Here is a 14,410-nt window from a genome sequence, read left to right as displayed (position 1 = left end):
CCCTTTGAGTTCTTACGGCAACCTATCATCGCAGGAACAAGCCAATCGTAGTGCTTAATAGAATTCACCTACATAGGTGGTTTTAACGGTGGCTTAGGCGCGATATAAGAACTCATAGTCCCGTCCATAGACACATTGAGTTAAAGCCTAACCTTCGCTTCCTACGGGGGTCAACTTCCATTCAGACTTTCAACCCTAAATGACAGGCACAAAAAAGCCGAGCTTAGTGCTCGGCTTTTCTATTTTAGCTTGACAGGTAATCGTATTGATTAACCTTCGTTACGGTCGCTGCGGCGTGGACGGCCGCCATTACCGTTACCATGGCCACGTTCGCCACGGTAGTTACCACGGTGATCGCCACCACGGTTGCGGTCGAAACGACGCTCGCCATCGCGGCCACCTTCACGGTTACCATCGCGGTTGCCGTCACGGTTACCACGGTAACCACCGCGTCCGCCTTCACGATTACCATCGCGGTTGCCATCACGGTTTCCGCGGTAACCACCACGACCACCATCACGACCGCCACGGCCACCGTTACCACGACGTGGCTCACGGAAATCGTTGAAGTCTACAACTACAGCGCCAGCTTCTTTTTGACGGATGCGTAGTTTGCTTAGTTTACCCGCAGTTTCAGAGTTCATTGCTTTTGGCAGTTGAACGTAAGTTGAACCTTGGTCAAGTTTAATAGCACCGATAGAACCTTTAGTTAGGCCAAGTTCGTTCGCTAGTGCGCCAACGATGTCTTTAACCTGAACGCCTTGCTCACGGCCAACTTGTAGTTGGTAAGTATCCCAATCTTGCGTATTGAAGTCACGACCACCGCTGTCACGGTTTTCACGACGCTCTTTACGACGGTTCTTATCGCGCTCGATAGCAGCGATCATTGGGTCTTCGCCAACGTAGAATAATGGACGCTTACCTTGCTGACGCTTAAGAAGCATTGCAGCTAGAGTCGTTGCATCGATTTCTAGAGTATCTTGCAGTTTAGTGATTAGCTCAGCAAAGTTTTCTAGAGCTTTGTGCTCTTTCTCTGCTTCAAGCTCAGCACCTAGCTTAGCAACACGTGCTTCAGCAACTTTGTCACGTAGAGGAAGTTGAATTTCTTCCATTGATGACTTAGTTACACGCTCGATAGTGCGAAGCATACGAATTTGGTTAGTGCGAACTAGAAGGATCGCTTTACCTTTACGTCCAGCACGGCCAGTACGACCAATACGGTGGATGTAAGATTCAACATCGAATGGGATGTCGTAGTTGAATACGTGAGTGATACGTGGAACATCAAGACCACGCGCTACAACGTCAGTTGCAACTAGGATATCGATAACACCTTGTTTGATGTGATCAACAGTGCGCTCACGTAGAGACTGAGGAATGTCACCGTGCAGTGCTGCAGCTTTGAAGCCACGTGCAGATAGCCAATCAGCTAGACGCTCAGTGTCTTGACGAGTACGTACGAATACGATTGACGCGTCAGTTTCTTCAGTTTCAAGAAGACGAGACATTGCTTCGTCTTTTTCTACGCCTTTAACAACCCAGAAGTTCTGCGCTACTTTGTCAACTGTGTGGTTAGTACCTGCAACGTCAACTTTAGCCGGGTTACGTAGGTAACGGTCAACAATAGTCTTAACCATTGGAGGCATAGTTGCAGAGAAAAGTACACGTTGTGCAGATTCTGGCGCTTGCTCAAGGATCCAAGTAACGTCATCTACGAAGCCCATTTTTAGCATTTCATCTGCTTCATCAAGAACAAATGTGTGTGCTTCATCTAGGTGTAGACGGTCACGAGTTAATAAGTCTTTAACACGACCCGGAGTACCAACAACAATGTGAGCACCGCGGCTTAGAGCGCGCATTTGGTCAACGATTGAAGCACCACCGTAGATTTCAATAACTTTAAGACCTTTGATGTCACGGCCTAGGTTTTTGATTTCCGCAGCAACTTGAATCGCTAGCTCACGAGTAGGAGCCATGATGATTGCTTGTGGTTTGTGTTGGTTTAGGTTGATTTTGTTAAGTAGAGGCAGAGAGAAAGCTGCTGTTTTACCAGTACCTGTCTGTGCTTTACCTAGTGCGTCTTTACCTTCTAGAAGAAGAGGAATAGCTGCTGCTTGGATTGGTGTAGGAGAAACGAAACCCATGCTATCAAGTGCTGAAAGGATGTTTTCGTTAAGGGCTAATTCATTGAATTGAATTACAGATTCGGACATTGGGATCCCACTATCTTATAAGTAAACAAAAGGTCCCAGGTGCTCTACCAATTCCAATACTGATTCAATCAGATACTGATTCCGTTCAGTTGCGAAGCAGTAATAAAACGCATCAAGCCATTAGGGACGTCTAAGGGAGGCGGATTATTCCCTAAATGCATAAAAAAAGCCAGAAAAAATTGAAATACATCACAATTTTTTCTCATTTAACCTTAAAGTGCACATCATATCGACACATTTTGATCGTTATCTCATCAGTGACTATTTTTCGAGCTCTTCGCTTTACTATTTCTGCTCAGTTCAGATGGCTTTCGGTAGTAATCATCTCCAGCAATGATTATAGTGTGCGCAATTGTTCTCGTAAGATAGAAGTAAGATGTTTCAAGATAATCCTTTACTCGCACAACTTAAGCAACAAATCCAAGAAACCCTGCCTAAAAAGGAAGGGACGATTAAAGCAACTGAGAAAGGCTTCGGCTTTTTAGAAGTAGACAGCAAGACAAGCTACTTCATCCCGCCACCGTATATGAAGAAATGTGTACACGGCGATAAAGTAGTTGCCATTATCCGTACAGAGAAAGAACGTGAAGTTGCGGAGCCAGAGGAACTTATCGAGCAAGGTCTTACTCGTTTTATCGCTCGAGTTAAGCTATTTAAAGGCCGTTTAAACGTTGTGCCTGATCACCCTCAACTAAAGAAACTGCAATTAAAAGCGAAAGCGAAGAAAGGTTTAAACCCAGAAACGCTAAAAGATGGTGATTGGGTGGTTGCGCACATCGTCCAGCATCCATTAAAAGGTGACAACGGATTCCTTGCGCAAATTTCTGAAAAGATTACTGACGCAGATGACAAAATCGCACCTTGGTGGGTAACACTCGCACAAAACGATCTTCCTAACAGTGAGCCGGCTGGCATCGATAACTGGACAATCAATGACGATGCGGACTTAGAACGTGTCGACATGACAGAAGTACCTTTCGTAACGATCGATGGCGAAAGTACGAAAGATATGGACGATGCGCTATACGCTAAGAAGAAAGACAATGGTGATTTTGAACTGACTATCGCGATTGCTGATCCTACCGCTTACATCTCTCCAGATGATGAAATGGATAAAGTCGCTCGTGAACGTGGTTTCACTATTTACTTGCCAGGCCGTAACATCCCGATGTTACCTCGCGACTTAGCAGACAACCTATGTTCATTGATCGAGAACGAACAGCGCCCTGCTCTTTGTTGTACCGTAACCGTATCTAAAGATGGCGTAATTGGCGATGATATCAACTTCTTCGCGGCCAACATCAAATCACACGCGCGTCTAGCCTATAACCACGTATCAGATTGGCTTGAAACTGGCTCATCTGATGCTTGGCAGCCAACGGAAGAAATCGCGTCTGTAGTAAAAGACCTATTCGAATTTTCTCAAGCGCGCTCTGAATGGCGTCAAGCGAACGCTGTCGTGTTCCCTGACCGCCCTGATTACCGTTTCGAACTAAGCGAAGATAACGATGTAGTCGCTATCCACGCAGACATGCGTCGCAGTGCGAATAAGTTAGTTGAAGAAGCAATGATCAGTGCAAACATCTGTGCTGGCCGCGTACTAAAAACCACTTTTAACCAAGGTGTGTTTAATAGCCATGCTGGCTTTAAGTCAGAAAAAATTGCCGACGTATTAGAGCTTGTGAACCCTGAGACAGAGACTCCGTTCACTGAAGAGCAAATTTCTTCTTTAGAAGGGTTTGCCTCACTTCGTCGTTGGCTAGGTACTTTAGGTACAAGCTACTTTGACAACCGTATTCGTAAATTCCAAGCGTACAGCGAAATCAGCAACGAGCCGCTTCCTCACTTCGCAATGGGTTTAGACATTTACGCTACGTGGACTTCACCGATTCGTAAATACGGCGACATGATCAACCACCGCATGCTTAAAGCTCATATTCTTGGTAAGACTCCAGTTCAAACACCAGATGACACTATTGGCGAAGAGCTAGCTCTGCACCGCCGTCATCACGGTATGGCTGAACGTAACGTAGGTGATTGGTTGTACGCGCGCACATTGGCGAACGCTCCAGCTGAAGAGACCCGTTTCCAAGCGGAAATCTTCGACATCAACCGTGCCGGTATGCGTGTGCGCTTACTTGAAAATGGTGCAGCTGCGTTTATCCCTGGCTCTCTCATTATTGATAATAAAGAAAGAATTGAATGTAATGGTGATGCAGGTACTGTTTCTATTGATAAGGAAATGGTATACAGACTAGGTGACGCTTTAGAAGTCGTACTCGCGGAAGTGAATCTTGAAAATCGCAGCTTAGTGGCTAAACCGACTCAGGTTTTTGCAGAAAAAGTTGAAGAAGTTCAAGCAGAAAGCTAACCGAGCAGCTGACTAAAGAAAAAGGCGCATTATGCGCCTTTTTTTATAATAATGATAAATAGATTCAGCTATTTCTTGCTGTGAATAAAAAGAAGAATGAGCATGTCGTCGATAGAAGTAACGAAGTTTTCAAACTTCATCCATAGGAAAAAAGAACGTTACCCTGCATCAAAAAACGGTATATTTTTGGTGACTAACGGTGCGATTTCTTTCACTCAGCCATCTGGGGTTAAAGGGCACCTAAAAAAGGGAGATTTCTCACTGTACAGTTCCGGAGAAATCCAAGATGTAGAAATTGAACTTAGTGAAGGTGAGTTTTCTGGTCTTTCACTCGACTTTGATTTATCCATTTTCCAAGAATATCGCAATCAATTTGACGATATTGAAATCCCCCAGCCACCAAAGCGCTATATCAAATTCAATCAGTCAGATACTCATATTTGTCAGTTAAAGGATCTGATTCTGGATCTGATTGCGAGCGACAATTCCAATCACTTTGCACTTTCGCACCTTGGCATTTCCATTTTATCTCTCATGGTAGAGCAGCACCCTTCTTTACTTGCCATAATAGCGAAAGCATCCCAGCTCAGCGCGACGCAAAAAGTGATTTATTACATTGAGAATAATATTGAAAACGATATCTCGTTAGACTCTCTTGCGATATATATGGGTATGTCGACTGCAACTTTGAAGCGCCGCTTAGCTTCTGAGAACCTGTCGTTTTCTAACCTTCTAAAAATCAAGCGCATCAACCATGCAGCCACTCAACTGAGAGCAACTAACAAATCTATTACTCAAATTGCTTACGAGTCCGGGTTTAAAAGCGCAGCTCATTTCAGTACCGCTTTTAAAGGCTTTCAAGGCCTAACCCCAAAAGAGTTCCGCAGTCGAATCATAGATCAAACATCCTATAATTAAGCATGAGGCTTTGTTTATAAGAGCTTTATGACCAAAAATAAGATTGGGGATCTTTTTCTATCTCTCGCAAGATAGCATTAAGGTTCTCGGTCTTAGGTAAGAAAGGATAAGGGATCCAATTCACGTCTTCTTGTTCATCAGACGGTATGTATACCAACCATTGATGCCCCTGCTCTTCAAACACCACTTTTGCAACGTAACTGATGTATTCAGAATGGCTAGAATCAAGTAGGTAGTGGGCTTTAGAGAAGGTCACTCCTTGCTGGCAGGGTTCACACAGCGATTTTCCTAGCTCAACAGGCAAGCTAGTATTTCTATTTGTGCAAAGTCGCCTCGCGTTGAAAACCAAGCGACTCGTTTCCATTTGAATCACTGACATAAAGTTCTCACAGAGCATTCTTAGTGAAGGTGCTTGAATAGAAAGTAGGAGTATTCATAATGAGCTTAGAAGTAACTCCTCAACAATTCCAGCATCAAACTCCCCTCTGCGGATATTCTGACAAATAAATCCATTTAACACTTTCACAAAAGTGTCATCTACAAGTCATATCATATCCGCAAATCATACCTTTCAATGGAGTTATCTATGTTACGAGTTGCTCTCGCTTCTCTACTCTCTCTTGCGCTTTCGGCGCAAACTGCACTCGCTCAAGAAACCAATATTTCAGGCTCTACATCTGTCGCTCGAGTAATGGATGTATTGGCCGAAGAATACAATAAAACACACCCAGACAATTATGTAGCGGTCCAAGGTATCGGTTCTACCGCTGGTATTACTATGGTTAACAAAGGGGTGGCTGACATAGGTATGAGTTCACGTTACTTAACCGAACGTGAGCAAGACGAGAACCTTGCTGTGCTACCTATCGCTTTCGATGGATTGGCTGTTGTCGTTAACCGTACTAACGGTGTCGCAAACGTAACTCGTGAGCAACTGTTTAATATCTATAAGGGTAAGGTTACCAATTGGAAAGATGTTGGCGGTGTAGATCAACCTATCGCAGTGGTAACTCGCGAAGCGTCTTCAGGTTCACGTTACAGCTTTGAAAGCTTATTAGGTCTAACAAAAATCGTAAACAATCGATTAGTTTCAGACATCAACCCAAACAACTTAGTGGTCAATAGCAATAGCATGGTGAAAACTATTGTCAGTCATAACCCACATGCAATTGGCTTTATTTCAGTAGGTTCTGTAGACCGCTCAGTAAAAGCGATTAACTTTGAAGGGATAACGCCTAACTCAAAGAATATTGCGAACCGTAGTTACGAGCTATCACGCCCATTCCTATTGTTACATCGTAAAGATAAGTTAGATGAAAATAGCGAAAGCTTCATCAAGTTTGTTACTTCAGCGGAAGGACAAAGTCTTATCAACGAATACGGTTACACAAGTATTAAATAAAAAAAGAGAGCCATTAGGCTCTCTTTTTACAAAGCTTTATCTATTTAGAAGTGAAGCTGAATGACAGAAACAACGACAGCTCCAGGGCGGCGTACGCCTTCGATCTCTACGCGAATTTCGCGTTCAATCTCTAAACCTTTTTTAATTGGCGTCACTTTTAATAAAGTGCTCTTCGCTCGTACGTTATTTCCTGCTTTTACAGGGTAAGGAAAACGCACTTGATTCAAACCAATATTCACAACCATTTTCGCGGTTGGAAACTGGGAATTGTCAGGATCAACGCTATCGGTAAGCTTTGGCAATAAAGACAAAGTTAAAAAGCCGTGAGCAATCGTGGTTTTAAACGGTGACTCTGTTTCAGCCTTTTCAGGGTTGGTATGGATCCACTGCATATCTTCAGTCACTTGACCGAACTGGTTAATGCGCTCTTGGCTTACATTGATCCAGTCACCAGTATGGATCACCTCACCTACTTGCTCGACTAACTCGTTATAAACAGCCTGCGCTGCTGGCTTAAGCTCAATTGGCTTTTCAATCGGCGCTTCTTCGTTGACAGCTGGTGTTTGGTGGTGATCGCGAACCCAAGCAAAAAACTGGCTATTTTGAGTTCTATTACGAAAGTCTCCCCAATACTCTTTTAGAGTTGGAGACATCCATTGCATAAACTCTGAGTGATGCGAAGATAAGCTATCACCTCGGTGTTTAAATAATTCGACGACTTTCATAAGAACCTCAATGCATTAGTTTGTTTTGCCTAACTCGTTAATTTTGAAGCACTTCACAGTATTCTGCAAATACTTTCGAGCATACAGGCGTTCGCTGAACCAATTAAACCAAATAAATACAATCACTTAACAATAAAACACTATTTTATTACCGCTTTATAAATTGAGCATTTGGTCAAATTTTTAGAAGAAAATTCAATATATGCAACCGTTTTTATTACAGTTAGCTATAAAAACACTGTTCATAACAATAAAAAAGGCCATACATAATGTATGGCCTTACGACTTATTTACTTGTGTTCAATCAGCGAGTTATTCGTCGTCCAGTGGCACCAACTTAGTGTTTCCACCGTGCGCTTTCTCACGTCTTCTTTGAACGAAGGCGTAGAAACCTGGGATCAGGAATGTACCTGCCAGAAGCACACATAACAAACCACCGATTAGGGAAATACCTAACGAGTTTTGGCTTACGTGGCCTGCCCCTGCTGCAAAGATAAGTGGGAAAATACCTAAGATAAATGACCAAGATGTCATGTTAACGGCACGGAAACGTAGCGTACCGCCTTTCACCGCTGCATCATCAATCTCCACATCTTTATCTTCACGCTCTACTTTGGCAAATTCCACAATTAAGATCGCGTTCTTCGCCGCGAGCGCTATGAGTAAGACGAGACCTATCTGAGCGTATAGGTTCAACGGCGTACCCGTTAAATTAAGCGCCAAGAACGAACCGAGTGTCGCGACAGGAACCACAAGGATAATAGCAAGTGGGATCGTCCAACTTTCGTACTGAGCCACCATAAACAAGTAGATAAATATCAGTGCTAAAGCGAATGCAAAGATTGCTTGGTTACCTGCTAGTACCTCTTGGTAAGCCATACCCGTCCATTCGTACTGATAACCTTGCGGTAGCATTTCTGCGGCCACTCTTTCCATCGCGGCTATCGCGTCACCACTTGAATAGCCCGGCGCAGGTTGCCCCTGAATGATCGTGCTTCGGTACATATTGTAACGCCACGCAACATCCGGTTCGAAGATTTGCTCGTAGCTGACCAAAGTACTTAGCGGGATCATTTCCCCGCTAGAAGAACGAACGTGGAATCGCTCTAAATCATCCATACTGCTACGGTGTTCACTGTCGGCTTGCATAGTTACACGGAAATTCTTACCAAACATGGTGAAGTCATTCACATATAAAGAACCTAGGTTGCCCTGAAGCGTTTGGAAAACCGATGATAAAGGGATACCCAGTTGTTGCGCTTTTTCGCGATCGATATCTACGTAGTAGTGTGGAACGTTCGCTCTAAAAGTACTGAAGGTATACGCGATTTCAGGCTGCTTGTTGGCTTCTTGAATAACATCATTCATCACCATCGCTAAGTCAGTACGGCTTCTACCTAAAGTATCTTCCAATACGAACTCAAAGCCCGACGCAGCACCCATTCCCGGAACTGCCGGAGGCCCCATTGCAAACACTACGGCTTGCGGTAGTTCCATAGCAGCACGGCCATTGATACGAGCCGAAATGGCTTGCGCAGAATGCTCACCATCAAGTGCATTACGAGTCTCCCAATCATGCAACTTAATAAACATAGATGCACCATTAGACGCTGAAGCGCCTGTCATGAATGCATAGCCATTTACTAGTGTTACTCCATCAACACCCGGTTCTTGCTCGACCATTTCTAATAGTTGCTCAGACACTTCTTCGGTACGAGAAAGTGACGCAGCATCAGGCAATTGAACGTTGACCAACAAGATACCTTTATCTTCTTGAGGAACAAACGCCGTTGATGTGGTTTTCGCAAAGTACGTAACCGCTGCCAACGCTACAAAGAAGAATGCAATCAGTAATACAGATTTCTTCACTAAGAAGCCCGCAATCTGACCGTACTTACCAGTCACTTTATCAAGCCCGCGGTTAAATGCTTGGTACCAACGAGCAGTATTACCACCACCCTGTTTTAGCACCAATGAACATAGCGCTGGTGAAAGCGTTAGAGCGTTGATAGAAGAGATAACAACCGCAATACAAATCGTCAATGCGAACTGGCGGTACATGATGCCGGTAATACCCGGAAGCATCGCAACTGGAATGAATACAGCAAGTAGAACTAAGGTCGACGTGATGATCGGACCGGTTACTTCTTTCATCGCTATCAGTGTTGCTTTGCGAGGAGATATCGTTGGGTCTTTCGCCATGGTGGTATCAACGTTTTCGATAACCAAGATCGCATCATCAACCACGATACCGATGGCCAATATCAAACCAAATAAGGTCACAGTATTAATGGTGAAGCCTGTCATTTGCATAATCGCAAATGTACCGATCAAAGACACCGGAATGGCAACAACAGGGATCAGAGTGGCACGAGCACTACCTAAGAATAGATACGTTACTGCGATTACTAACAGAATTGCTTCGATGAGTGTTTTTACTACCCCTTTGATTGATTCAGCAACAAACAAAGTGGTGTCATAACTAGTTTCGTAGGCAAACCCTTCTGGGAAGTTAGCGCTCATGTTCTCAAGCAGATCCATGACCGCCTTACCACTTTCTAACGCGTTTGCATCCGACTGGAGTGACAGTGTCACGATCGAGGCATCTTGACCACGGTACTTACCGTTACCATCGTAGAACTTCTTACCCAGTTCAACTCTCGCCACGTCCTTTAGATAAACAGTAGAACCATCGCTGTTGGCTTTAAGCACAACATTTTCAAATTCTTCCGCTGTTTCTAAACGACCTTTGGTTACTAGGTTAAATTGGACTTCTTGAGGGTTGTGATAAGGTGCAGCGCCTACACGACCAGCCGCAACTTGAACGTTCTGTTCAGCTAGCGCAGCATAAACGTCAGAGGTCGTTAAGTGTAGGTTCGCCATTTTCTCAGGGTCAAGCCAAACACGCATCGCGTATTCACCACCGCCAAGAACATTAACTTCACTGATACCACTAACACGAGCCAATTGATCTTTGATGTTCAGGTTAACGTAGTTAATCAAGAACTGGTCATCGTATTTGCCATTCGGTGAGTAGAAGTTCAGTACCATCAGCAGATCTGGTGAACGCTTTTTCACCGTTACACCGACCATCCTGACTTCTTGAGGAAGCTTAGATTCGATCTGCGACACTCGGTTTTGAACGTTGACCTGAGCCATGTCTGGATCGGTACCTACGTCAAAAGTTACGTTCAAGTTGTACGAACCATCGTTAGCGCTCTTAGAAGACATATACAGCATGTTTTCTACGCCGTTGACCGATGTTTCTATCGGATCGGCTATGGCCTGTTCAACCACTTCTGCACTTGCACCAGTATAGTAAGCAGTAACACTCACCGATGGTGGACTAATCTTAGGGTATTCCGCTACTGGCAGTACGGCTAAAGAAATCGCACCTGCTAGTGTCAAAATTATTGAAATCACCAGCGCGAATTTAGGCCGCTGGATAAAGAAACGACTTAGCATAAAATGACGCCCTCTTATTCAGCTGATTCGCTAGAAGATTCTTGTAAACGTACTGGCATTCCATTTCTAATACGCTGTAAGCCTTGAGTGATCACAACATCATCTTTCGAGATGCCAGATTTAATGATCACGCCGCCATCGATTTGTGGTCCCATTTCAACATTGCGGCGTTCAGCTACATTGCCTTCGGTTACCACCATCACAAAATCACCTTCAAGGTCAGTTTGTACCGCACGACGCGGGATCTTCATTACATCGATTGGCATCTTTTCACGTAGGTTTACACGGACGTGCTGACCCGGCAATAACTGCTGATTTGGATTTTCAACAATCGCGCGCATCGCTAAAGTACCAGTATTCAAATCAATGCGGTTGCCCAAAAAGTCTAATTGCCCTAACTGACTGAATGCTTCACCATTCTCTAAAATGATTTGAACTTCAACCGCACTGGATTCACTTGAGCCATTACCTTGAATATCATCTAGCCCGAGCTCTAAACGTTCACGTTCACTGATGCTAAATGACGTATGAATGGGATCTAGGCTAACCAAAGTCGTTAACACACCAGCAGAAGGAGAAACCAAGTCGCCTTGGCTGACTTTAGTATCACTGATACGGCCAGAAAATGGAGCAAGGATGCGTGTATGAGATAGGTTGACTTCAGCAGAAATCAATTGTGCTTTGGCCGCTTCAAGTTGAGCTTCTGCACCAAGTAACGTTGCGGTTAAAGAATCAAATTCGGCCTGAGAAATACTACCTTTTGGAAGAAGGTTTTTACCACGATTAAAATCTAGGTCGGCTTTCTTCAGAGCAGCGTTCGCTTGAGCGACTGACGCTCTTGCGCTTGCTACTTGCGCTTCAAACGATGAAGGTTCAATGGTGTAAAGCAATTGGCCTTTTTCGACCATTTGACCTTCTTCAAAATGACGCCCTTGAAGATAACCAGAAACCTGAGCGGTAATCGCGGTATCTTCAACCGCTTCAGTTCGGCCAATATAAGATTTACTCTGTTGATGAGGAATGACATTCACATCCTGTACTGCCACAAGTGGTAAAGGCGCTTGCTTGGCTTTCGAGGCATCCTCGCCGCAGCCAACAAGAATAATCGAGCTTGCAATCGCTGTCAGGATTAGCTTTTTACGCATGTATGTACCGTCGCTTATTAGTATTAGAACAGCGTAAAAGCTACTTAACAGAAAGTGTACTATTGTCCGAGGAATATCAATTATTCCGTGGCAATTGTTTCAATGTGTAACATGAAACTTCACGCATTTAAGTCACTTACAAGCGAGTAACAAATAATTCCCAAATTATGTGCATCTTAGTAATCACGGCTAACGTTATCGCTTGGCATGAGGTATCATGAATCAAAACCATTCACATCAAGATTTCTAAGGTAACAAGCATGATTTCTAAATGGGCTAAACGTTTCTATCAAATGGCAGAACTTGTCGGCTCTTGGAGTAAAGACCCGTCTACGCAGGTTGGTGCCGTCATCACTAAGCACAATCGAATCGTATCGGTTGGATTCAACGGCTACCCACATGGTGTTTCTGACAGTGCTGACACTGATGATCGTGAAATGAAATACCTTAAAACCTTACATGCTGAAGAAAACGCAATCTTGTTTGCCAAGCGAGATTTGGATGGCTGTGAAATTTGGGTTACTCATTTCCCTTGCCCAAACTGCGCGGCAAAAATTATTCAAACTGGTATTTCATCGGTTCACTGCCCAGAACAGAGTGAGGATTTTCTTTCTCGCTGGGGAGACAAAATTAAAGTGAGTCAAAGCATGTTTGAGCAAGCTGGCGTTCAAGTAGATTGGTTACCAGTTTCAGAACTCGACTAACCCTTATAAAACCAAAAAGCCGAAAGTAAGTCACTTTCGGCTTTTTGGTTTTGCAAATTCAACTGCACATACGATGAATGGCGTCAGTATTAGCTTAGCTCTGTTGCCCTTTCAGCAGGAAAAGCTTCTGCATAAGCTTCCATAAAATCCTTGCGAATTTCCTGCTCTAGATGCGTAGCCTGCTCTGTTGGACAGAAGATCATATAGTGAACAACCTGCTCTCCCGTTGCTCCGCTTGTCACATGAATGTGAGGCTCAGAACCCGGTAAATCTACACCCGCATGTTTCTCTATTACCGCATTATAACGTCTCGCGACCTCAATAAATTCTTCACTATGCTCTTCTATCTTGGTGACCAAATTAGGTAACAATGGATAAAGATTCACAAAATCTTTCACCACAATCGAAAAGCTATGGTAGACATAGCGCTTCATAAAATTGAGGTTTTTAACCGGGTAAGTGAAGAACATGCTGTTGGGCAGAGTCGCGGTTTTACCAGTGTAATGGTATTGCCCATGATACAAATCAATCTCTTGGATCACCGTCGCCATCATGTTGTGTTCGATGACTTCACCACTAATTTTCCCCACTTCAATCCAGTCACCAATTCGGAATGAGCGAGAGCTAGCGCGCTGAATCGACCCCGTAAAACACAGAATAATCTCTTTTGAAGCCACCACAATCGCCACCGCAATCGCCGTTACCGAAAGTGCAAACTCGCTTATCTCAGATTTCCACAAAATGAATAAGATAAGGACGATAAACGTAAATGCGCCATTTTTAGTTCGTGACATCCACTTACGCTGATCTTCAGTCAAAAATGCTTCGTCGCCACGAATACGCGATAGCGTGACTCGTCTTATCATCAGCACCACGCTGATGATCAGCGCACTAAAGATAAACTTATGTTCAAGTAAGAAATCAATCACTAACCACAGACGTTCCATACTTACTCCAAAATCTTGTACTACCAAACGCGTGTTACCTTATCACCGAATTTTTGCTGAAGTAATAAATTCACCAAAAGTTTCACACCAAATCACAACGGTATTGTATTGATTTAAATCGATACTTTGCGGCAATGACACACTGAATCTGTCGAACGTTTTGACATCGCCAACTTGAACCATTGAAGATTTGCTTTCATTAAAGGCGGCCTCAGTTTCAATAAACTTAGGAGACAAATAAACTTTGTAGTCAGGCCCTGGTGCCAGTTCACCTTCAAAAACGATAGACGAGTTACTCACTGAAACTTGCCCTTCGCCCCAATGCAGAAAATCACTGTCTGCCCTATCGCGACTGAAAGTTCCAGAATACACCGCCTGATTTGCAACGGCTTGAACAGAGCTTACCGAGGGAGAGTTAGGTTGGATAAGAATTGGTAGCATGTAAATGCCGAGCGCAAAACCAATAGCGCCAGTACCCAAATGGGTGAAAAGTAAGAATAGTTTTTTCATAACGGTATCC

At 43.9% G+C, this 14,410-nt stretch carries 11 protein-coding genes; 4 read left to right on the top strand and 7 right to left on the bottom strand.

The features are described 5' to 3' along the window. Window positions 1-269 precede the first annotated feature (269 nt). Complete coding sequence (locus ELZ11_RS10430) at window positions 270-2,213, bottom strand: DEAD/DEAH box helicase (RefSeq protein ID WP_137357345.1); 1,944 nt, start codon at window positions 2,211-2,213, stop codon at window positions 270-272. Between the two features lie 376 nt (window positions 2,214-2,589). On the opposite strand from ELZ11_RS10430, the gene rnb reads away from it, so the two are divergent. Next, on the top strand, window positions 2,590-4,584 hold the full coding sequence (gene rnb, locus ELZ11_RS10425) for an exoribonuclease II (RefSeq protein ID WP_137357344.1): 1,995 nt from the start codon (window positions 2,590-2,592) through the stop codon (window positions 4,582-4,584). Between the two features lie 102 nt (window positions 4,585-4,686). Then, window positions 4,687-5,502, top strand: coding sequence for a helix-turn-helix domain-containing protein (locus ELZ11_RS10420; protein ID WP_137357343.1), 816 nt, complete (start codon window positions 4,687-4,689; stop codon window positions 5,500-5,502). A gap of 25 nt (window positions 5,503-5,527) precedes the next feature. Here the strand turns inward: ELZ11_RS10420 and ELZ11_RS10415 are convergent, their stop codons facing one another. Continuing rightward, entirely contained in the window at window positions 5,528-5,881 is a 354-nt protein-coding gene (locus ELZ11_RS10415) for a DUF3024 domain-containing protein (RefSeq protein ID WP_137357342.1), read from the bottom strand. Window positions 5,882-6,088: 207 nt separating this feature from the next. Here ELZ11_RS10415 and ELZ11_RS10410 point away from each other — a divergent pair, with 207 nt between their 5' ends. Further along, the gene (locus tag ELZ11_RS10410; RefSeq protein WP_137357341.1) at window positions 6,089-6,904 is read left to right on the top strand and encodes a phosphate ABC transporter substrate-binding protein; all 816 of its coding nucleotides are present in this window, start codon (window positions 6,089-6,091) and stop codon (window positions 6,902-6,904) included. A 44-nt stretch (window positions 6,905-6,948) separates the two neighbouring features. On the opposite strand, the gene ELZ11_RS10405 is transcribed toward ELZ11_RS10410, so the two are convergent. The 3 genes from ELZ11_RS10405 to ELZ11_RS10395 all read right to left on the bottom strand — a co-directional run bounded on the left by ELZ11_RS10405 (window position 6,949) and on the right by ELZ11_RS10395 (window position 12,239). Beyond that, the gene (locus ELZ11_RS10405) at window positions 6,949-7,629 is read right to left on the bottom strand and encodes a MaoC family dehydratase (protein ID WP_137357340.1); all 681 of its coding nucleotides are present in this window, start codon (window positions 7,627-7,629) and stop codon (window positions 6,949-6,951) included. A 312-nt stretch (window positions 7,630-7,941) separates the two neighbouring features. Continuing rightward, window positions 7,942-11,094: an efflux RND transporter permease subunit gene (locus ELZ11_RS10400; RefSeq protein ID WP_137357339.1), complete on the bottom strand. Its 3,153-nt coding sequence runs from the start codon at window positions 11,092-11,094 to the stop codon at window positions 7,942-7,944. Between the two features lie 14 nt (window positions 11,095-11,108). Then, complete coding sequence (locus ELZ11_RS10395) at window positions 11,109-12,239, bottom strand: efflux RND transporter periplasmic adaptor subunit (protein ID WP_137357338.1); 1,131 nt, start codon at window positions 12,237-12,239, stop codon at window positions 11,109-11,111. A 260-nt stretch (window positions 12,240-12,499) separates the two neighbouring features. On the opposite strand from ELZ11_RS10395, the gene ELZ11_RS10390 reads away from it, so the two are divergent. Next, window positions 12,500-12,943, top strand: coding sequence for a dCMP deaminase family protein (locus ELZ11_RS10390; protein WP_137357337.1), 444 nt, complete (start codon window positions 12,500-12,502; stop codon window positions 12,941-12,943). A gap of 89 nt (window positions 12,944-13,032) precedes the next feature. On the opposite strand, the gene ELZ11_RS10385 is transcribed toward ELZ11_RS10390, so the two are convergent. Together ELZ11_RS10385 and ELZ11_RS10380 are read right to left on the bottom strand one after the other, a co-directional pair. Next, window positions 13,033-13,890 (bottom strand): mechanosensitive ion channel family protein, encoded by an 858-nt coding sequence (locus ELZ11_RS10385; protein ID WP_137357336.1) that lies wholly within the window; start codon window positions 13,888-13,890, stop codon window positions 13,033-13,035. Between the two features lie 42 nt (window positions 13,891-13,932). Continuing rightward, complete coding sequence (locus ELZ11_RS10380; protein ID WP_137357335.1) at window positions 13,933-14,400, bottom strand: DM13 domain-containing protein; 468 nt, start codon at window positions 14,398-14,400, stop codon at window positions 13,933-13,935. Between the last annotated feature and the right edge of the window lie 10 nt (window positions 14,401-14,410).

This window comes from Vibrio profundi, from assembly GCF_005281835.1.
Lineage (GTDB): Bacteria > Pseudomonadota > Gammaproteobacteria > Enterobacterales > Vibrionaceae > Vibrio > Vibrio profundi.
The sequence above is the reverse complement of the archived record's forward strand: the minus strand, read 5'-3'. Positions and strand labels throughout refer to the sequence as shown.

Excerpts from the sequence above, each read along its gene's own strand:
- rnb (WP_137357344.1), top strand. The coding sequence starts at position 2,590 with ATGTTTCAAGATAATCCTTTACTCGCACAACTTAAGCAACAAATCCAA.
- ELZ11_RS10420 (WP_137357343.1), top strand. The coding sequence starts at position 4,687 with ATGTCGTCGATAGAAGTAACGAAGTTTTCAAACTTCATCCATAGGAAA.
- ELZ11_RS10390 (WP_137357337.1), top strand. The coding sequence starts at position 12,500 with ATGATTTCTAAATGGGCTAAACGTTTCTATCAAATGGCAGAACTTGTC.
- ELZ11_RS10385 (WP_137357336.1), bottom strand. The coding sequence starts at position 13,890 with ATGGAACGTCTGTGGTTAGTGATTGATTTCTTACTTGAACATAAGTTT.
- ELZ11_RS10430 (WP_137357345.1), bottom strand. The coding sequence starts at position 2,213 with ATGTCCGAATCTGTAATTCAATTCAATGAATTAGCCCTTAACGAAAAC.
- ELZ11_RS10410 (WP_137357341.1), top strand. The coding sequence starts at position 6,089 with ATGTTACGAGTTGCTCTCGCTTCTCTACTCTCTCTTGCGCTTTCGGCG.
- ELZ11_RS10400 (WP_137357339.1), bottom strand. The coding sequence starts at position 11,094 with ATGCTAAGTCGTTTCTTTATCCAGCGGCCTAAATTCGCGCTGGTGATT.
- ELZ11_RS10380 (WP_137357335.1), bottom strand. The coding sequence starts at position 14,400 with ATGAAAAAACTATTCTTACTTTTCACCCATTTGGGTACTGGCGCTATT.
- ELZ11_RS10415 (WP_137357342.1), bottom strand. The coding sequence starts at position 5,881 with ATGTCAGTGATTCAAATGGAAACGAGTCGCTTGGTTTTCAACGCGAGG.
- ELZ11_RS10405 (WP_137357340.1), bottom strand. The coding sequence starts at position 7,629 with ATGAAAGTCGTCGAATTATTTAAACACCGAGGTGATAGCTTATCTTCG.
- ELZ11_RS10395 (WP_137357338.1), bottom strand. The coding sequence starts at position 12,239 with ATGCGTAAAAAGCTAATCCTGACAGCGATTGCAAGCTCGATTATTCTT.